The 18387-nt window shown below is 56.1% G+C and carries 18 protein-coding genes; 9 read left to right on the top strand and 9 right to left on the bottom strand.

Annotation, left to right across the window (positions count from 1 at the left end; genetic code table 11):
• The first annotated feature begins 46 nt into the window (after nt 1-46).
• Genes gpmI through H7F20_RS06800 form a run of 4 tightly spaced genes read left to right on the top strand, consistent with a single transcriptional unit; the run spans nt 47 to nt 3747 of the window.
• Entirely contained in the window at nt 47-1564 is a 1518-nt protein-coding gene (gene gpmI / locus H7F20_RS06815) for a 2,3-bisphosphoglycerate-independent phosphoglycerate mutase (RefSeq protein ID WP_185785358.1), read from the top strand.
• 2 nt (nt 1565-1566) lie between these two features.
• Nucleotides 1567-2121 (top strand): thioredoxin family protein, encoded by a 555-nt coding sequence (locus H7F20_RS06810; protein WP_185785357.1) that lies wholly within the window; start codon nt 1567-1569, stop codon nt 2119-2121.
• Between the two features lie 28 nt (nt 2122-2149).
• The gene (gene map / locus H7F20_RS06805; RefSeq protein WP_185785356.1) at nt 2150-2974 is read left to right on the top strand and encodes a type I methionyl aminopeptidase; all 825 of its coding nucleotides are present in this window, start codon (nt 2150-2152) and stop codon (nt 2972-2974) included.
• A 5-nt stretch (nt 2975-2979) separates the two neighbouring features.
• Nucleotides 2980-3747, top strand: a complete 768-nt coding sequence (locus tag H7F20_RS06800; RefSeq protein WP_185785355.1) for a class I SAM-dependent methyltransferase — start codon at nt 2980-2982, stop codon at nt 3745-3747.
• Here H7F20_RS06800 and H7F20_RS06795 read toward each other — a convergent pair whose 3' ends face one another.
• The 8 genes from H7F20_RS06795 to H7F20_RS06760 all read right to left on the bottom strand — a co-directional run bounded on the left by H7F20_RS06795 (nt 3748) and on the right by H7F20_RS06760 (nt 11389).
• A complete protein-coding gene (locus H7F20_RS06795) occupies nt 3748-4839 on the bottom strand; it encodes an FAD:protein FMN transferase (protein WP_185785354.1) in 1092 nt (363 codons plus the stop codon).
• Nucleotides 4817-5173 (bottom strand): Na(+)-translocating NADH-quinone reductase subunit F, encoded by a 357-nt coding sequence (locus H7F20_RS06790; protein WP_185785353.1) that lies wholly within the window; start codon nt 5171-5173, stop codon nt 4817-4819. Before H7F20_RS06790 ends, H7F20_RS06795 begins: the two co-directional genes overlap by 23 nt.
• A 62-nt stretch (nt 5174-5235) precedes the next feature.
• Nucleotides 5236-6543 carry an NADH:ubiquinone reductase (Na(+)-transporting) subunit F gene (nqrF, locus tag H7F20_RS06785; RefSeq protein ID WP_185785352.1) on the bottom strand — a complete coding sequence of 436 codons (1308 nt, stop codon included), beginning with the start codon at nt 6541-6543 and terminating at the stop codon, nt 5236-5238.
• Nucleotides 6544-7326, bottom strand: coding sequence for an NADH:ubiquinone reductase (Na(+)-transporting) subunit E (gene nqrE / locus H7F20_RS06780; protein WP_185785351.1), 783 nt, complete (start codon nt 7324-7326; stop codon nt 6544-6546).
• A gap of 26 nt (nt 7327-7352) precedes the next feature.
• A complete protein-coding gene (locus H7F20_RS06775; protein WP_185785350.1) occupies nt 7353-8000 on the bottom strand; it encodes an NADH:ubiquinone reductase (Na(+)-transporting) subunit D in 648 nt (215 codons plus the stop codon).
• A 1-nt stretch (nt 8001) separates the two neighbouring features.
• Nucleotides 8002-8751: a Na(+)-translocating NADH-quinone reductase subunit C gene (locus H7F20_RS06770; protein WP_185785349.1), complete on the bottom strand. Its 750-nt coding sequence runs from the start codon at nt 8749-8751 to the stop codon at nt 8002-8004.
• 3 nt (nt 8752-8754) lie between these two features.
• On the bottom strand, nt 8755-10032 hold the full coding sequence (locus tag H7F20_RS06765; RefSeq protein ID WP_185785348.1) for an NADH:ubiquinone reductase (Na(+)-transporting) subunit B: 1278 nt from the start codon (nt 10030-10032) through the stop codon (nt 8755-8757).
• A 4-nt stretch (nt 10033-10036) separates the two neighbouring features.
• Entirely contained in the window at nt 10037-11389 is a 1353-nt protein-coding gene (locus tag H7F20_RS06760) for a Na(+)-translocating NADH-quinone reductase subunit A (protein WP_185785347.1), read from the bottom strand.
• A gap of 153 nt (nt 11390-11542) precedes the next feature.
• On the opposite strand from H7F20_RS06760, the gene H7F20_RS06755 reads away from it, so the two are divergent.
• From H7F20_RS06755 to pruA, 4 genes are all read left to right on the top strand, one after another.
• On the top strand, nt 11543-12787 hold the full coding sequence (locus tag H7F20_RS06755; RefSeq protein ID WP_185785346.1) for a DUF5103 domain-containing protein: 1245 nt from the start codon (nt 11543-11545) through the stop codon (nt 12785-12787).
• A gap of 13 nt (nt 12788-12800) precedes the next feature.
• The gene (locus tag H7F20_RS06750; RefSeq protein WP_185785345.1) at nt 12801-13946 is read left to right on the top strand and encodes a DUF3667 domain-containing protein; all 1146 of its coding nucleotides are present in this window, start codon (nt 12801-12803) and stop codon (nt 13944-13946) included.
• 5 nt (nt 13947-13951) lie between these two features.
• On the top strand, nt 13952-14338 hold the full coding sequence (gene apaG, locus H7F20_RS06745; protein WP_185785344.1) for a Co2+/Mg2+ efflux protein ApaG: 387 nt from the start codon (nt 13952-13954) through the stop codon (nt 14336-14338).
• Nucleotides 14339-14458: 120 nt separating this feature from the next.
• Nucleotides 14459-16087 carry an L-glutamate gamma-semialdehyde dehydrogenase gene (pruA, locus tag H7F20_RS06740; RefSeq protein ID WP_185785343.1) on the top strand — a complete coding sequence of 543 codons (1629 nt, stop codon included), beginning with the start codon at nt 14459-14461 and terminating at the stop codon, nt 16085-16087.
• Nucleotides 16088-16521: 434 nt separating this feature from the next.
• On the opposite strand, the gene rsmG is transcribed toward pruA, so the two are convergent.
• Nucleotides 16522-17178, bottom strand: a complete 657-nt coding sequence (rsmG, locus tag H7F20_RS06735; protein ID WP_185785342.1) for a 16S rRNA (guanine(527)-N(7))-methyltransferase RsmG — start codon at nt 17176-17178, stop codon at nt 16522-16524.
• A gap of 101 nt (nt 17179-17279) precedes the next feature.
• On the opposite strand from rsmG, the gene H7F20_RS06730 reads away from it, so the two are divergent.
• Nucleotides 17280-18383: an acyl-CoA desaturase gene (locus H7F20_RS06730; RefSeq protein ID WP_185785341.1), complete on the top strand. Its 1104-nt coding sequence runs from the start codon at nt 17280-17282 to the stop codon at nt 18381-18383.
• The last annotated feature ends 4 nt before the right edge of the window (nt 18384-18387 follow it).

The raw sequence follows: 18387 nt of genomic DNA, 5'->3' as shown, positions 1-18387 counted from the left end.
TGGATTTCCCCCTATTTTTATATGTTGAAATCTTAATCCGCATGCCATGAACGCCAAAGCAATTCTGATGATCCTGGATGGATGGGGAATCTCCCCGGACCCAAAGGTCTCGGCTATCGAACAGGCAGCTACCCCTTTTGTAGATTCCCTCTACCAAAAATATCCCAATGCCACCCTGCTGACCGACGGGATGCACGTGGGCCTGCCGGACGGACAGATGGGGAACTCCGAAGTCGGGCACATGAACCTGGGCGCAGGCCGCATCGTCTATCAGGACCTGGCCAAGATCAACCTCGCAGTTACCAACAATACGCTGAAAGAGGAGCCGGAGCTCAAGGCGGCCTTTGCCTATGCCATTGAGAAAAAGAAACCCGTCCACTTCCTGGGGCTGTTGTCCGACGGGGGTGTACACAGCCATATCAACCACCTGAAGGGCCTGATCCGTGCTGCGGCCGATGCGGGAGTCAGGGCCTCCTACGTACATGCCTTTACCGATGGGCGGGATGTGGACCCCAAGAGCGGCGCGGGCTTTGTCCGGGACCTGGTGTCCTTTGCGAAAGATACCCCCACCCGGTTGGCCTCGGTCGTCGGGCGCTATTATGCCATGGATCGGGACAAGCGATGGGAACGCGTAAAACTGGCCTACGACCTGCTGGTCCACGGTACCGGGACTCCCGCTTCTGATCCCGTGGCTGCCCTGGAGTCCAGCTATGCGGAGGGTACCACGGATGAATTTATCAAGCCGATCGCGGTGACCGGTGCGGGAGGGGAACCCCTGCCCCGTATCACCGATGGGGACGTGGTGGTGTTTTTCAATTTCCGGACGGACCGGGGACGGGAACTCACCCAGGCTCTCAGCCAGCAGTCCTTCCACGAGCAAAACATGCACCCGCTGGACCTTTACTACGTCACCCTGACCAACTATGACGACACGTTCAGGAATGTACATGTGGTCTACGACAAGGATAATATCAAGGATACCCTCGGGGCCGTGTTGGCCGCGGCGGGCAAAAAACAAATCCGGATCGCGGAGACGGAAAAATACCCGCACGTCACCTTTTTCTTCAACGGTGGGCGGGAAGAACCTTTCAGCGGAGAATCCCGGATCCTGTGCCCTTCCCCCAAAGTGGCCACCTACGACCTGCAGCCTGAAATGAGCGCCTACGACATCCGGGATGCCATCATCCCGGAACTTGCCAAGGGAGAAGCCGATTTTGTCTGCCTGAATTTTGCCAACCCGGATATGGTGGGGCATACGGGCGACATGCAGGCGGCCATCAAGGCGTGTGAAACCGTGGACGCCTGTGCGCGGGATGTGATCAACGCAGGCCTGGAGAACGGTTACAGTACCCTGGTCATCGCAGACCACGGGAACTGCGACACCATGGTGAACCCGGATGGCAGCCCGAATACGGCGCATACCACCAACCCGGTCCCCCTTATTTTGGTGGACCCGGACCGGAAATCCATCAAATCGGGAGTCCTGGGCGATGTGGCCCCTACCCTTCTGGAAATTATCGGCGTCCCCCAGCCGCAACTGATGACCCAAAAATCACTTTTATAACCATGAGCAATACCCTGAAACCCATCCTTTTCCTGCTGATTGCGCTGGTCCTGTTTGCCGGGTGCAAAGCGCAGCCCTCCTACACGGCCATGCGCATCCCCGATCCGGAAGACCAGGAAATCCTGGTGGGAACTGCACCCCTGGACTCCCTGTATTCCGAGCCTTTTGTGGAATGGTACGAGCCGAACCTCGCGGCTTATGAGCCCAATCCTGAAGTGATTTCCGCATTGAAGCCGCTATTGGAAGATATCGAAATCACGCTTTTTATGGGCACCTGGTGCAGCGACAGCAAGCGGGAGGTACCCCGGTTTGTGAAGATTCTGGAAGCGGCGGGATATCCGGCCGACAAAATGGAGATAATAACCATGACCCGGGACAAAAATACCCCTCAGGCTTATGAAGAGGGCTTTGGGATCATTAATGTCCCCACGTTTATCTTTTACCGGGACGATGAGGAACTGGGCCGCATTGTGGAATACCCCATTGAGAGTCTCGAGGCGGATATGCTGAAAATCCTCAGCGGAGCCCCCTACCGCCACGCCTACGACTGGGATTAACCGGCCGGACTTCCTATCTTTACACCCTATGTCTGCGATACAAGTAAAAACAGCCGAGGAAATCGAACTAATGCGAGAGAGCGCCCTGGTGGTATCCAAAACCCTGGGGATGCTGGCGGCCGAGATCCGGCCAGGCGTTACGGGCCTGCACCTGGACAAACTGGCTGAGGCGTTCATCCGGGACCAGGGCGCCGAGCCGGGCTTCCTGGGGATGTACGATTTCCCGAACACCCTGAACATCAGCCCGAACGCCCAGGTGGTACACGGTATTCCCAACGACACACCTTTTGAAGAGGGCGATATTGTATCGGTAGACTGCGGAGCCTTCAAAAACGGCTTTTACGGGGACCATGCCTATACCTTTGCCATTGGGGAGGTAGCCCCGGAAACCAAAAAATTGCTGGATGTAACCCGGGAATCCCTGTATGAGGGAATCCGGGAATTCCGGATCGGCAACCGGGTGGGCGATGTGGCCTGGGCGGTACAAAACTATTGTGAAGAGCACGGATATGGCGTGGTCCGGGAGCTGGTGGGCCATGGCCTGGGACGCAAACTGCACGAAGCCCCCGAGATGCCGAATTACGGCAAACGCGGGCGGGGCAAGAAATTTGTGGAGGGTATGGTGGTGGCCATCGAACCCATGATCAACATGGGCACCAAACGGATCCGGCAACTCCGGGACGGGTGGACCATCCTTACGGCAGACGGGAAACCGAGTGCGCACTTCGAACACGATGTGGCCCTGGTCGACGGCAAGCCGGAACTGCTTTCCACCTTTGCCTATATCCACCAGGCACTCGGGATCGAATCGGACGAAGAGGACGCCTTCCGGGCCGCCCCCCTAACCATTTGACCGGCGTGAAACGGCTCTTTAAATGGGTACTGGGCATCTTCCCCAGGCCGGTGCTGATCCGGCTGAGTTTCCTGGTACGGCCCGTGCTCGCCTTCTTTCTGAGGGGCAACCGCTATACGGACCCCATCGATGGCCGCAGCTTCAGGACTTTCCTGCCCTACGGCTATGAAAAGACGCGGGAGAATGTCCTCTCCCCCTCTACCCTATCCCTGGAACGCCACCGGCTGCTTTGGCTCTATCTGAAAAACGAGACCCAATTGTTTACGGAGCACTGCCGCCTGTTGCACTTTGCTCCGGAACAGGCTTTTTTCAGGCGCTTCCGCCAACTCCCCAACCTCGATTACGTTACAACAGACCTGAATTCCCCCCTGGCCGACGTAAAAGCCGACATCTGCGACCTGCCGTTTGAATCGAACAGCTTCGACGTAATCCTCTGCAACCATGTGTTGGAACATATCCCGGACCACCAAAAAGCGCTGTCGGAACTCTACCGCGTGCTGAAACCGGGCGGGTGGGGTATTTTCCAGGTACCCCAGGACCTCAGCAGGGAGCGCACGCTGGAAGACCCCGGGATCACCGACCCGGAGGAGCGCAGGAAGGTATTCGGACAATACGATCATGTGCGGGTATACGGAAGGGATTATATAGAGATACTGCGCGCTGCAGGGTTCGACGCCGAAGGGGTGGACTACACCAGGAACTTCCCTCCGGAAACCGTGGAGCGCTACCGGCTGGCAGCCGGCGAACGTATCCCGCTGGTGCGCAAGCCCTGATCAGGGCTGCATCAGGGTCCGGAAACCCTCTGTGGCAAATTCACGGGTCTCCCCCGCTTCGTCCAGGTAGATGATGTATGCTTCCAGATCCGGGGAAGCTTCCAGTAATGCGCTGCTTTGCTGCAGGTCCATGGCCATGAATGCGGTGGCATAACCGTCGGCCACCATACAGGTCGGGGCAATGACGGAAACGGCCAGTATATTAGAATTCTTGGTAAAGCCGCTGATCGGGTCGATGGTATGCACATAGCGGGTCCCCGTTTCCGGGTCTACGCGAAATTTGCGATAGTTCCCGGAAGAGGCCATGGCCCGGTCGCTGAGGGACACCACCCTTTTGATGCTCCGTTGTCCTTCTGCCTGGGGGTCGTCGATGCCCACCCGCCAGGGTTGGTTTTTTTCCGGTTGCATGCCCCGGGTCCGGACTTCGCCCCCCACCTCCACCAGAAAATTGGAGGACCCCTGCGTTTCCAGCATGTGCGCAAGTCGGTCAACGGCATAGCCTTTGGCAATGGCATTAAAGTCGAGCCGGGTCTGCGGCCATTCCTTGCGGATGCGGTTATCGGGGGTCAGCTCTACCTTCTCCAGGCCAACAAACCGGAGCAAACTATCTACCGTTGCTTGGTCCATCTGTTCCAGGGCCGGCCCGGGCCCGAAACCCCAGGCTTCGACCAGGACGCCCACCGTGGGGTCAAAATAGCCCGCGGTGGCCCGGTGGATCTCCCGGGATGCGGCGAGTACCTCCCGGAACATGGCATCGGCCACCACCGTGGTATCCCCGTTATTGATCCGCGTGATGTCCGAACCCGGCAGGTAGGTAGACATGGATTGGTTCAGGACCGCGAATACCGAGTCGATTTTCGGTTGCAGGTCCCGGGCTTCTTCACTGAACACCGTGATGGCATAGGTGGTCCCCAGGGCCTCGCCCAGGTAATCCATGCGTTCGAGGTCCGGGGAGGAACATCCCTGCAGGACCGTGAACAGCAAAAGCGCCCCGAAACTTTTAAAAAGGCGGGCTGCCCGGATAGGGTGGCCGCTGCACCCGTCCGACGGAACGGCCCGGCAGGCGGTGTTAAATCTCAATAAGGCCTTCATATTCCACGATATATTCTTCATTCAGGTAAACCGGGGCACTGCGGTCCCCGGCATTGGAGAGGCCCACCCCTGCGTAGTAGGTACGCGCCTCGAATTTCTCGGCATGGGACTTGACCTTGGCCATGAGACCCGGGTCAAATTCCCTGGGGTCTTCCGGGTAGGCCACCGGGCGTACCACGATGAAATGCAGTACCTTTTCCCGGAGGCAGACGAACTGGGGATTGCGTCCCCGCTTGCTGTTGACCCCCATGAATTCGTATCCCGCCGCTTCCAGTTCGCGGCCTACGATGTTCATGGCCAGGTTGTGCAGTTCTTGTTCGGTCAGTGCCTTCATGAATATTCAGTATACAAAAAAACCGATATGCAGCATATCGGTTTTTTGTCGTTTGCAGGGTATCAGCCTCCGAAATCGTCGAAACGGATGTGTTCGTCCGGGATCCCGAAATCCTCGCCCATCTTCTGCACCGCCTTGTTCATCAGGGGCGGCCCGCAGAAATACAGTTCGATGTCCTCAGGGGACTCGTGGTGGTTCAGGTAATGCTCGATGACGCAATTGTGGATGAACCCGACAAACCCGTCTCCCGGGGCATCGATATTCTCCTTTACCTTCCAGTTGTCCTCTTCCAGCGGCTCGGAAAGGGCCATGTAGAACTTGAAGTTCGGGAACTCGGCCTCGAGTTTCTTGAAGTGGTCGATATAGAACAGCTCCCGCTTGGAACGTCCCCCGTACCAGTATGTCACCTTCCGGTTGGTCTTCAGGGTTTTGAAAAGGTGGTACAGGTGGGAACGCATGGGCGCCATACCGGCTCCACCCCCCACATACAGCATCTCCGATTCGGATTCATTGATGAAGAATTCCCCGTAGGGACCCGAGATGGTCACGTGGTCCCCGGGCTTGCGGGCAAAGATGTAGGAGGAGGCAATCCCCGGATTCACATCCATCCAGCCGTTCTTTGAACGGTCCCAGGGCGGGGTCGCAATCCGCACGTTCAGCATGATCTCCCGGCCCTCAGCGGGGTAGGAAGCCATGGAATATGCACGCTCCACGGTTTCCGGGTTCTTCATCACCAGCGGCCAGAGGCCGAATTTGTCCCATTCCGCCTGGAATTTATCCGGGGTTTCGTGTTCCTCCGGGTGGGCGGTGATATCGATGTCCTTGTAGGGCACCTCACAGGGGGGGATCTCAATCTGTATGTATCCGCCCGCCTTGTAATTCATGTCTTCCGGGATCTCCACCACGAATTCCTTGATAAAGGAGGCCACGTTGTAGTTCCGCACCACGGTGGCATCCCATTTTTTGATCCCGAAGACTTCCTCGGGGATGGTGATCTCCATGTCCTGCTTCACCTTGACCTGGCAGGCCAGGCGGGCCCCCTCGTTGAGTTCCCGTTTCGAGAAATGGGGGGTCTCCGTGGGCAGCGCCTCGCCACCGCCGGAAAGCACGTGGCATTCGCACTGTATGCAGGTCCCGCCGCCTCCACAGGCCGAGGGCAGGAAGATTTTCTTGTTCCCCAGGGTGGACAACAGGGAGCTCCCGGATGCCACTTCAATTTCCTTCTCCCCGTTGATCTTGATGGTAACAGGGCCGGAAGGGGAAAGCTTTTCCTTGGTAAAGAGCAACAGGGAAACCAGGAGCAGCACCAGGATCAGGAATGCGATGATGGTGATGGTAATGGTTCCGAAGGTACTGGTAGCTAGTAGCATTTACTTCTTATTTACAACATCGTTATACGAAAGGACGTCCTCGTCTTCCTTCGCGGATTTAATTTCAGTTTTACCCGGCTCGTCCGCAGCCGGTTCCAGCAGGGCCTCCGCCTGGCGGGGGGTGTCTGTGCTGACTTCTTCGGCGGCTTCCGCGGTCTCATCCCCGCCGGTAAGCATGCCCCCGAAGCTCTGGAAACCAATCCCCATGAGCCCGGTAATGATAAAGGTGATGCCCAGCCCGCGCAGGGGTGGCGGTACGTTGGAGTACCTGATTTTCTCCCGGATGGCGGCGATGGCCAGAATGGCCAGGAACCAGCCGATACCAGAACTCACCCCGTAATTCAAGGCCAGCCCGAGGGTGGCGATTTCCCGTGCCTGCATAAACAGGGACCCTCCGAGGATGGCGCAGTTCACCGCGATCAGTGGCAAAAAGATCCCGAGGGAGTTATAAAGGGCGGGTGAAAATTTTTCCACGACGATCTCCACCAGCTGTACCATGGTGGCGATGGTGGCGATAAAGAGGATAAACGAGAGGAAACTCAGGTCGTAATCTGCGTATTCCGGCCCGAGCCACGTCAGGGCTCCCGGCTGCAGCAGGTACTGGTCCAGCAGCCAGTTAAGGGGTACGGTTACCCCGAGGACGAATATTACGGCTGCCCCCAGGCCCACGGCTGTGGATACCTTTTTGGAAACCGCCAGATAGGAACACATCCCCAGGAATACGGCAAATACCATATTGTCGATGAAGATGGACTTAAAAAATAATTCTACGTGTTCTAACATAATGCGTTGCGTTCGTTGTTAACCGGTCAGTGCTCTTCGATGAGCGTCCGGTTCCGGGAGCGCTGCACCCAGATAATGATGCCCACCACGATCAGGGCGGCAGGCGGAATGATCATAAAGCCGTTGTTTTCATACCCGATGGAATAGACGCCGGTCTTGGCGATGGGATCCCCCAGCACCTTGAAGCCGAATAGCGTCCCGGACCCGAGCAATTCCCGGAAAAACCCGACAATCACAAGAATGACCCCATACCCCAGGGCATTGCCGATTCCGTCGAGGAACGACCGCCAGGGGCCATTCCCGAGGGCAAAGGCCTCAAAGCGGCCCATGATGATGCAGTTGGTGATGATCAGGCCTACGAACACCGCCAGGGTTTTGCTCAGTTCATAGGCAAAGGCCTTGAGGACCTGGTCCACGATGATCACCAGGGTGGCCACTACGATGAGCTGCACGATGATCCGGATCTTGGACGGGATGATATTCCGCATCAGGGAAATCACCACGTTGCCCGCGCCGAGCACGAAAATCACCGACAGGGCCATCACCACGGAGGCCTTGAGCTCTGCGGTAATCGCCAGGGCCGAACAGATCCCCAGCACCTGGATGGTAATCGGGTTGTTGTCCGCAAGCGGGTCGAGGATGAGGTTGGTATCTTTCTTGCTCAGGAGTGCCATATTATTGGGTACTTATGGATTGTAAATAGTCTTTGTACAGGTTCACCGTCTCCGAAATCATGGCGGAAACGCCGTTCCCGGTGATGGTGGCACCCGCCAGGGCATCCACCTGATTGTCTTCCTTGTCCTGGTTCAGCGGGTCGTTGTTGCCCTTGGCCACTTCGATGCCCGCGTAACGGGTCCCGTCCAGGATGGATTCCCCGGCAAAGTCATCCATGAAATACCGGGCCTTGATATTGGCGCCCAGTCCCGGGGTTTCCCCCTTGTGGTCAAAATAGACCCCCTGGACCACCAGGTTGTTGTCCAGGGCAATGAAGCCCCAGATGGCATCCCACAGTCCCTTGCCGTACATGGGGATAATATAGAATTTCTTTCCGTCTTTCTCCCCTACCATCACGGGCAGGCTCGGGGTTTCACCCGACTTGGCGATTGCCAGCTGCTTTTTCATGTCGATCAGGTAGGCCTCCGGGTTTTCCATGACGGAATCGCCTTTGATCACCAGCTGTTCCTTGATGTACTCGGAGAACACCTCCTCCACTTCCTCGGTGGAAACGAAATTCACCGCACTTTCGTCCGTGTTTTCGTTGACCCCCATGGCGTAAAGGATGTTCTGCTGCTTTTCAAAACGCTCGTTCTCCTGTATCCGCGGTTTCAAAGCGGAAGCCAGGTAGGCGAGGATGGACCCCACCACGATCACCATGCCGGTGGCAAAGAGGACGGTGTAGACGTTTTTATCAGTGTTGATGGCCATAGCTTATACGGTTTCTGCTTGTAATTGTTCGGCCTTCCCATCCGTGGTCTTTGGCAGTATGGTAGCCGTTTTCAGTCGTTTGAGGCGCCTTCTGACATTGCCCCGGATAACGTAGTGGTCAATGGTCGGCGCAAACACGTTCATCAGGAGGATGGCCAGGAAGACCCCTTCCGGATAGGCCGGGTTGAAAACGCGGATCATGACCGACAGGAAGCCGATCAGGAAGCCGTACACCCATTTGCCGCGGTTGGTCTGGGACCCTGTCACCGGGTCGGTTGCCATATAGACGATGCCGAACGCCAGGCCCCCCACGATCAGGTGTTTCCAGAAATCAAAACTCATCAGGCTGTAGAAGCGGCTGCTCTCCCCGATCCAGCCGGCATCGGCCACCCCGTTGAATATCAGGCCCATGGTCAGTGCCCCGATCACCGCGCTCAGCATGATGCGCCAGCTCGCGATCTTGGAAAAGACCAGGAACAGGCCCCCGAGCAATATCAGGAAGGCAGAGGTTTCCCCCACGGATCCCGGTATAAAGCCGAAAAACATGTCGGCCGTGCTGTAGCTGTATTCCGCGTTCTGGGCCAGGGAGCCCAGGATGGTTTCCCCGGAAATGGCATCGGCCGTCCCGGCGCGTTCCACTGCCTCGTGGACCCAGACCTTGTCCCCGCTCATCCAGGTGGGATAGGCAAAAAACAGGAAGGCCCGGATGGTCAGGGCGGGGTTGAGGATGTTCATCCCCGTCCCCCCGAAGACTTCCTTGCCGATCACCACCCCGAAGACCACGGCCACAGCCAGCATCCAGAGGGGGGTATCCACAGGTACGATCAGCGGCACGAGCATCCCGGTGACCAGGTAGCCCTCTTCCACTTCGTGTCCCTTGATAACGGCAAATATGAATTCCACCAGCAGGCCGACACCATAGGAGACGATCACCAGGGGAATGACCTGGGTAAAGCCCAGCCAGAAATTCTCCCAGGTCAGGAAATTCCCGAACAGGTCTACTTCCCGGGGCATCCCGTTGGCGGCATCAATGGCTGCGTAATACTGGTAGCCGGTGTTGAAGAATGAAAACAGCAACACCGGGATCAGCGCCATGATCACCGTGTTCATGGTCCGTTTGAGGTCGTCTGCACCGCGCACGTGTGCGCCGTTGTGCGTGGTCTCGTCCGGGGTATACAAAAAGGTGTGGAAGGCATTGAATGCCGGCGCAACCTTCTTGCCCCTCAGGGAGTGCTTGATAATGTGGAGGCGTTTCTTCAGTGTCAGTCTCTTGTCGCTCATATCGCTATCCTATTTCTTTGTGAAGCAGATCCAGGCCGTTGCGGATGATCTGCTGGTGCGGTTGCTTGGAGATACAGATAAACTCGGTCAGGGAGAAATCCTCGGGACTTACCTCGTAGAGGCCGAGCTGTTCCATCTCGTCGATATCCTGGACCATGCAGGCCTTAAGCAACTGCATGGGGTAGATGTCCATCGGGAATACCTGTTCGTACTGGCCGGTAACCACAAAGGCCCGGTGTTCCCCGTTGGTATTCGTGTCCAGGTCGTATTTCTTCTTCGGGTTCAGCCAGGAAAAGGTCAGCGCCCGCGTGGTGGAAATCTTGTCGAAGACGGGCTTGTTCCAGCCGAACAGTTCATAGTCGTCCCCCTCGGGGATTACCGAAACCAGGTTGTTGTAGAACCCGAGGTGGCCATCGGGACGCGATTTGCTGCCTGTCAGCACATCGCCGTTGATAACCCGTATTTTCTTCTGGTTTACGCCGCTGGCGTACAGGAAGGTGGAAATCTCGGCGCCGATGCGGGTGCTGTAATACTGTGGCTTCTTGACACAGGAACCGGCAAGGGCTACGATGCGTTCGGGGTTGTATTTCCCCGTCAGCAAGGCCTCCCCGAGGATAACCAGGTCCTGGGGCGTAATCGTCCAGACGCGTTCCCCCTTGTTGATAGGGTCGATCCGGTTGATCTGGGTGCCGACCAGCCCGGCGGGATGGGGGCCGCTTACCTTATGAACCTCGATTCCTTCCAGTTTGTTGAAAATATTTTCTTCTCCCTTGCCAACCCCTACGTGGATCTTGCCAGGGGTCAATTTGCCCAGGGCCGTCAGGGCCGCCTGGAGTTCGGTTTCCCTGCCCCGTAGCGTGTAATTGATATCCGCAGCCAGGGGGGCGGTCATGTAGGCGGAGATGAAGATGGCCTTGGGCACGACCTCGGGGTCAGCGATACGGTCATAGGGGCGTTGCCTGATGAAGGGCCAGCAACCCGAGCTGAGCAGGAACTCCCGGATGACCTCCGGGGACGCCTTTTTCGGGTCAACCGGCTTGTGCTCCAGCATTTTCTGCTCTTTGTCGGCGAGGATGCGGATGGTGAGGATCCGGCGGCGGGCACCGCGCTCGATTTCCACCAGTTCCCCGCTCACGGGCGAACAGAAAAGCATTGCTTCAAAATCCTTGTTGTAGAAAAGCGCCTCCCCGGCTTTGACCTCAGCACCCTCCTTGACGAGCATCTTGGGGGTAAGTCCGTGGAAATCGCGAAGGTTTATAGCGTAAACGTTACTGGAAACAGCTTTGGAAGTCGAAGGTTCTGCAGCGCCGACGAGGTTGATGTTCAACCCCTTTTTAATTCGGATGTCAGTTGACATATGATCGTGGACCTTAGGTTATAAAAATGTGCGCCCAAAAATAGCACTTAAAAGAAAGTTATCATAATTATTGCCCCTTTTTTTGGGCATTCAACCCCCCGGAAATCGGTGGGCATGGTTTTTGTTTACCTTTACCCAAAAATTACGCCCCGCATGCGCCTGAAGATTAAACAAATCCCCTTGTTTTTATGGGGTTTCACAATGCTGGCACAGGTTCAGACCGAGGTCGCACCCCCCGAACATATCAAGTCCGTCATCTTCAAGGGCCCGACCGACGACCAGTTCCCGATCGTACGGCTGGGGGAGCCGCTGCGCCTGGAGTTCGACGACCTCTCCGCCAGCGAGCAGGATTTCTATTACCGGATCGTACACTGCGACTACGACTGGCAGCCCTCCCAATTGCTCAAATCCCAATACCTGGACGGTATCGACAACCAGCGGATCATCAACTACGGCAACAGCTACAACACCCTGCAGCCCTATTCGAACTACCGCCTGGAAATCCCCAACAACCAGGTGCGCCTGCGGGTGAGCGGCAACTTCGTGCTGGAGATCTACAATATGGAAGGGGACATGCAGTTCTCGAGGCGGTTCGTGGTCTACCAGGACCAGGTGCAGGTACCCGCCGTGGTCCGGCGGTCCCGGGATTTTCAATACCTCTCCGAGAAACAGTCCGTACAGTTCAGCATCATCCCATCCGGCATCCAGCTGATCAACCCGAAAAAGGAGGTCCGCGTGGCCATCCTGCAGAATTTTCACTGGCCCACGGCCCGGTACGACATCCCGCCCCAATTCACCATCGGCACCGAACTGGTCTACAAATACGACCGGGAAACGTCTTTTTTCGGGGGCAACGAATACCAGAATTTCGATACCAGTGACCTGCGGACCCCCACCGCGGCCATCTCCAGCATCGGCTTCGAGGACCTCTACCAGCACTACCTGTTCCGGGACCCCTACCGCTTTGACCGGCCGTACACCTATTTCCCGGACGTAAACGGCGATTTCCGGATCCGCACCCTGCAGGGGCGGGACGATTCCCGGGAAGGCGAATACACCCGGGTGCACTTCCGGCTGCCCTACCAGGAAATGCTGGGGCTCGACAAGGTCTATGTCTTCGGCAAATTCAACAATTACGAACTGGAGGAGCAAAACCGGATGACCTTTAACCGGGAAACCGGAGACATGGAACTCTCCCTTTTGCTGAAGCAGGGCTTTTACAACTACAAGTACGTCCTGGAGCGGGAAGATGGCACCATCGAACTCAATGCGGTCTGCGGAAATTTCCACTTTACGGAAAACACCTATACGATACTGGTCTATTACCGGAATTTTGGGGATATTTACGACAGCGTAATCGGTGTGGGAACCGCCAATTCGCGAACGATCAGCAATTAACCGACCGTGCCGTATGGAAACCAAACCAGTCTTATACGGGGGAAGATACAAACTGAAATACCGGGGCACCGAGTGCCTGAACTGCGGGTATCAACTCGATATCACCGACCGCTATTGCCCGAAATGCTCCCAGGCCAACAGCACCAAGAAACTTACCCTGAAGGACTTTATCGAGGAGTTCTTCCACAGCATCATCGATTACGACGCCCGCCTGCTGAGAACCGTCAAGGCCCTCATGCTGCGCCCGGGGGTCATTACCCTGGAGTATGTGGCCGGCAAACGCGTCAGCTACAGCAACCCCTTCCGCTTCCTGCTGAGCCTGGCCTTTATCTATTTCCTGCTGGTGAGCCTCAGCGGGGATTTTACCCAACTGGACCGCTTCAGCGTGGACCAATCCGAGACCCCCGGCGTGCCGGGCATCCCCAATTTCGAAATTCAGGAACCCCGGATCGGGAAGGAGGGATTGAAAGGGTTGGACAGCGCAGACCTCAAGGTCCTGGAAAGCCTTGACAGCGTGAATATCAAAGAAAAATTCAACAAAGCCACGCACCTGAAGGATTCCACCATCATGGCAGATCCCAAGGCCTACGTGGAAACTGCCGAAGGGGGGTTCCTGAGCCGGGCCGGTACCAAGATGGACGCCTTTATGACCGTGATCAACCGGGATACGCTCTTTACCTTCGAGGAGGCCGTGGAGCGCTATGAGTTCGAAGATAGCCGGGAGAACCGCCTGGCCTTCCGGACCGCTGCCTCCCTGAACCGGGTAAAAAAGCAACCGGGGACCTTTTTAAGCGACCTGATTTCCAGGTTGCCATTTGCCACATTTTTCTTCCTGCCGATCTTCTCGGTTTTCATTACCCTGGCATACATCAGGAAAAAATACACCTACACCGATAATCTGGTATTTAGCTTCCACATTCAGTCCCTCTTTTTTATCTTGCTCATCATTGGCTATTTGATGGACAGCCTGATAGGGCTGGATATCTACTGGTTGTGCTTTATCGCTTTTGCCGTATATCTTTTTGCCGCAATGCGCAGGTTTTACAAGCAGGGGGTATTTAAAACTATCATAAAGTACCTGTTTCTCAATACCATTTTCTTTATTTTAGCTTTCATGGCCGCGATAGCCTTCATATTGGGAAGCGCGGTTACCTATTAGAGATCATGTTTACGCAAGTTACCAAAGGGATAAAAATTTCGGTCGACACCAGTTTTGAGGGCACCTTCTTCAAAAACTACAAGATGCATTTTGCATTCGGTTACACCATCACCATCGAAAACCAGAGCAAGGATTCGGTACAGCTGACCTCCCGCCACTGGAAGGTGTTCGATGCGCTGAGCGACATGGAAATCCTCGACGGGGAAGGCGTCATCGGCAAGAAACCGGTCATCCGCCCCGGAGAATCCCATACCTACAGTTCCGGCTGCCTGCTGGCTTCGCCCATCGGCGCCATGAAGGGACACTACAACATGGTCAATTTCGCCTCTACCGAGAAATTCCGCGTCTATGTGCCCGCCTTTAGGCTCAGCGCGCCTTTCGCCCTGAACTAGGCAACCGCCCCGGCATTCCGTAGCGCACCTCCCGGAACCGATTCCACCCATCCTGGTTTTTTTAAGGATACGCCATTTCGTACCTTTGCGGCTATTCTATTAACCGAAAAAAAACACACTATGGCCAACGGATTTTTCAGGGTCCCCCCGGCGTATAACGAACCGGTAAAGAGCTACGCCCCCGGGTCCCCCGAACGCGAAGCCGTTCTCAAACAATACGATGCATACTACAAAGGCACCGCAGATATCCCCCTGACCATCGGAGGGAAAAAAGTGCGCACGGGGAACACCCGTCCCATCGCCCCGCCCCATGACCACAAGCATACCGTCGGCAAGTACCACCTGGCCTCGGAAAAGGAGGTGCGCATGGCTATTGATACGGCCCTGGAAGCCCGTTCCGCCTGGGCCGCCCTCCCCTGGGAGCAGCGGGCCGCCGTCTTCCTGAAGGCGGCCGAGCTCATCGCGGGGCCCTACCGGGAACGGATCAATGCAGCCACCATGATGGCCCAGTCGAAAACCGTCCACCAGGCGGAAATCGATGCCGCCTGCGAACTGATCGATTTCCTCCGGTTCAACGCGGAATTCATGAGCCAGATCTACCAGGAGCAACCCGAATCCTCGGAAGGGGTCTGGAACCGCGTGGAATATCGGCCGCTCGAAGGTTTTGTCTATGCGATCACGCCTTTCAATTTTACGGCCATTGCCGGAAACCTGCCGGCCAGCGCCGCCATGATGGGGAACGTGGTGATCTGGAAGCCCAGCGACCACCAGGTATTCTCCGCCCAGGTAATCGTGGATGTGTTCGAGGAAGCCGGGGTACCTGCCGGGGTCATCAACTGCATTTACGGGGACCCCGCCATGATCACCGATATCCTGCTGACCCACCCGGACTTTTCCGGCCTGCACTACACCGGGTCCACCGAGGTATTCAAGTCTATCTGGAAAAAGATCGGGGACAACATCACCACCTATAAGACCTACCCGCGCATTGTGGGGGAAACGGGCGGCAAGGACTTTATCATCGCCCACCCAACGGCCAACCCCCGACAGGTGGCAACCGCCATTACCCGGGGGGCATTTGAGCTCCAGGGACAGAAATGCAGTGCCGCTTCGCGGGTATACCTGCCCGAATCCATCGCAAGCCAGGTGCTCGACGGGGTGAAAAAGGACCTGGCCTCCATCAACAAGCCAGGCACCCCGGCCGACCTCAGCAATTTTGTGACTGCCGTGATCCACGAAGGGGCCTTTGACAAACTCGCCGGGTATATCGACCGCGCCAAATCGGATAAGGATGCCGAAATCATCGCCGGGGGCGGATACGATAAGTCGGTGGGGTATTTTGTGGAGCCCACGGTGATCCTGACCACCGATCCCCATTACGTAACCATGGAAACCGAGCTGTTCGGCCCGGTGGTGACCGTTTACGTGTACCCGGATGCGGAGTGGGAAGCCACCCTGAAACTGGTGGACCAGACATCGGAATATGCCCTTACCGGCGCAGTGATCTCCGGCGACCGTTATGCCATACAGCAGGCGACCCGTGCCCTGGAGAATTGCGCGGGGAACTTCTACATCAACGACAAGCCCACCGGGGCCGTGGTGGGCCAGCAACCCTTCGGGGGTGCCCGGGCGTCAGGCACCAACGACAAGGCGGGATCGGCCCAGAACCTGATGCGCTGGATCTCCCCGAGGCTTATCAAGGAAACGTTTGTGAGCCCGGAGGATTACCGGTATCCGTTTCTCGGCTAGGCCCTAACCCGAAGCCCGGGCTTGTGAGGGTTTCCTGCCCTCAGACAGGCCCCGCCAAAGAGGTCCGGTCCAGGCAAAACCGTTCTGGAAATTCATGAATCAAGCCCCGTTTTGCGGGGCTTTTCTTATGGATATTTTCGACGACTGAGCAGGTAACCGGGGAGATGGTCCGTAACGCGGGAAAATTGGCAAGAACCCGGCATCAATAAGGTCCAAAACGCAGAAAAAACGGCAGGCATCTCATACTTTCAATGTAAATTTAACGTTATTAATTTGTTAACTTAACATTTCCTTTCTTAACTTTACGGTATGAAAACGCAGTTGAAAACATCACGCAAACACCCCGATAACATGTATTTTTTCCAAAGGATTTTCGATGAGATGCGCGATTATGCCCGACGCTGCAGGTATACCTACCGCATCATCCGGAATATCTAACGGCACGCTTCCGCCGGCAAATACACCACTTTTTTAGTTAGGAAAAAGGGATCCTCAAAATAGTCTGAGAGGTCAAACACCCGGGCCTGGGGAAAGGGCCCCAGTTCCTCCGACAGGTCTCCGCCTTTGAGGTACAGGATCCCGTTGCCAAGGGCTCCATGGCCAACTGGACTTTTACCCGCCCGGCCTGGTCTGAGGCGACCGGCCGTCCAGTGTACAAAGGTCGGCATGGCCGCCACGGCGCGGCTTACGATAAAATCGAACTGCCCGTCCAGCTGTTCGGCCCGGATCTGTTGCGCCCGTGCGTTTTCCAGGCCCAGGCCCTCGATCACATCCTGCACCACCTTGATTTTTTTGCCGATAGCATCCACCAGGGTAAACCGCGATTCCGGAAAGAGGATGGCCAGGGGGATCCCCGGGAAGCCGCCCCCGGTGCCCACGTCCAGGACCCGGGTGCCGGGCAGGAACTGGTGAACCTTGGCAATCCCAAGCGAATGCAGCACGTGGCGCAGGTACAATTCGTCGATGTCCTTGCGGGAAACCACATTGATTTTTTGGTTCCAGTCCTGATATAAACCGCCTATTTTCAGGAACTGCTCTTGTTGCCGGGCGGATAAATTGGGAAAATTTTGGAAGACCGTTTCGGCTGTCATTGGTATCTTTGTACGTGATCCGTAAAATTACGATATTCACCGGCAGACCAAAATACACGGTTTGTCGTTATAATTTTATACTAATTAACGAGTACGTACCCATGTCAGAAGCTGCCATTCGCTTTTCCCGAACCGAATCCCCCCAATTTTTCCGTACCCTCAACAAGCGGGTCAATGCTTATTTCAAGGAAAATAACCTGAAAAAAACAGGCAACTGGAAGCTCCACCTCAAAACGGCGGTCATGTTTTCCATGTTACTGGCCCCCTATTTCCTGATCCTGACCCTCGGCCTGCCCAACTGGGCCAACCTGTTGCTGACCATGCTGATGGGCGTCGGGATGGCCGGTGTAGGAATGAACGTGATGCACGACGGGAACCACGGCACCTATTCCTCCCACAAATGGGTCAACAAACTGATGGGCGGCAGCATCTACCTGCTGGCCGGCAACGTCTATAACTGGCAGGTGCAGCACAACGTCCTGCACCATACCTACACGAATATCCACGAGCACGACGAGGACCTGGAAGCGGGCCGCATCCTGCGCTTTTCAAAACACGCCAAATGGCACCGGTTCCACCGGTTCCAGCACTATTATTCCGTATTCCTCTATGGCCTGCTCACCTTCAACTGGGCCATTACCACGGATTTCCAGCAGATGTACCGCTATACCAAGCGCAAACTGGCCTATGGCAAGTTCCCGAACCCGGTCCTGAACTGGAGTGTGCTGGTGGTCACCAAGCTGATCTACCTCTTTATCTGGATAGCCCTGCCGATCATCCTCATGGACATCGCCTGGTGGAAAGTCCTGGTGGGCTTCTTTATCATGCACTATGTGGCCGGGGTGATCCTCAGTGTCGTTTTCCAGCTGGCCCACGTGGTGGACCACGCCGATATGCCGCTGCCCGAAAAAGACGGAACCATGAAGAACAGCTGGGCCATCCACCAGTTGCGCACCACCGTGAACTTCGGAACGCGCAACCGGATCGTCAACTGGTTTACCGGCGGGCTCAACCACCAGGTGGAACACCACATCTTCCCGAACATCTCCCATGTGCATTACACAAAAATCTCCAAGATTGTGAAACAAACGGCACGGGAGTTCAATTTGCCGTACAACGAATACAAAACTACCCGAAAAGCCATAATTTCGCACTTCAAATATTTGCGGGAACTCGGCAGGAATCCGGGTTTGCAGCTGCAGTAAATTC

It is taken from the genome of Robiginitalea sp. SC105, assembly GCF_014243345.1.
GTDB lineage: Bacteria > Bacteroidota > Bacteroidia > Flavobacteriales > Flavobacteriaceae > Robiginitalea.
Note: the sequence above shows the minus strand (reverse complement) of the source record. Positions and strands in the feature narration are given on the sequence as shown.

What these genes read in the sequence shown, in the direction of transcription:
- map (WP_185785356.1), top strand. Translation starts at nt 2,150, where the DNA reads ATGTCTGCGATACAAGTAAAAACAGCCGAGGAAATCGAACTAATGCGA.
- H7F20_RS06790 (WP_185785353.1), bottom strand. Translation starts at nt 5,173, where the DNA reads ATGAAGGCACTGACCGAACAAGAACTGCACAACCTGGCCATGAACATC.
- H7F20_RS06795 (WP_185785354.1), bottom strand. Translation starts at nt 4,839, where the DNA reads ATGAAGGCCTTATTGAGATTTAACACCGCCTGCCGGGCCGTTCCGTCG.
- pruA (WP_185785343.1), top strand. Translation starts at nt 14,459, where the DNA reads ATGGCCAACGGATTTTTCAGGGTCCCCCCGGCGTATAACGAACCGGTA.
- gpmI (WP_185785358.1), top strand. Translation starts at nt 47, where the DNA reads ATGAACGCCAAAGCAATTCTGATGATCCTGGATGGATGGGGAATCTCC.
- apaG (WP_185785344.1), top strand. Translation starts at nt 13,952, where the DNA reads ATGTTTACGCAAGTTACCAAAGGGATAAAAATTTCGGTCGACACCAGT.
- nqrF (WP_185785352.1), bottom strand. Translation starts at nt 6,543, where the DNA reads ATGCTACTAGCTACCAGTACCTTCGGAACCATTACCATCACCATCATC.
- H7F20_RS06730 (WP_185785341.1), top strand. Translation starts at nt 17,280, where the DNA reads ATGTCAGAAGCTGCCATTCGCTTTTCCCGAACCGAATCCCCCCAATTT.
- H7F20_RS06760 (WP_185785347.1), bottom strand. Translation starts at nt 11,389, where the DNA reads ATGTCAACTGACATCCGAATTAAAAAGGGGTTGAACATCAACCTCGTC.
- H7F20_RS06810 (WP_185785357.1), top strand. Translation starts at nt 1,567, where the DNA reads ATGAGCAATACCCTGAAACCCATCCTTTTCCTGCTGATTGCGCTGGTC.
- H7F20_RS06755 (WP_185785346.1), top strand. Translation starts at nt 11,543, where the DNA reads ATGCGCCTGAAGATTAAACAAATCCCCTTGTTTTTATGGGGTTTCACA.
- rsmG (WP_185785342.1), bottom strand. Translation starts at nt 17,178, where the DNA reads ATGACAGCCGAAACGGTCTTCCAAAATTTTCCCAATTTATCCGCCCGG.
- H7F20_RS06765 (WP_185785348.1), bottom strand. Translation starts at nt 10,032, where the DNA reads ATGAGCGACAAGAGACTGACACTGAAGAAACGCCTCCACATTATCAAG.
- nqrE (WP_185785351.1), bottom strand. Translation starts at nt 7,326, where the DNA reads ATGTTAGAACACGTAGAATTATTTTTTAAGTCCATCTTCATCGACAAT.
- H7F20_RS06775 (WP_185785350.1), bottom strand. Translation starts at nt 8,000, where the DNA reads ATGGCACTCCTGAGCAAGAAAGATACCAACCTCATCCTCGACCCGCTT.
- H7F20_RS06770 (WP_185785349.1), bottom strand. Translation starts at nt 8,751, where the DNA reads ATGGCCATCAACACTGATAAAAACGTCTACACCGTCCTCTTTGCCACC.
- H7F20_RS06750 (WP_185785345.1), top strand. Translation starts at nt 12,801, where the DNA reads ATGGAAACCAAACCAGTCTTATACGGGGGAAGATACAAACTGAAATAC.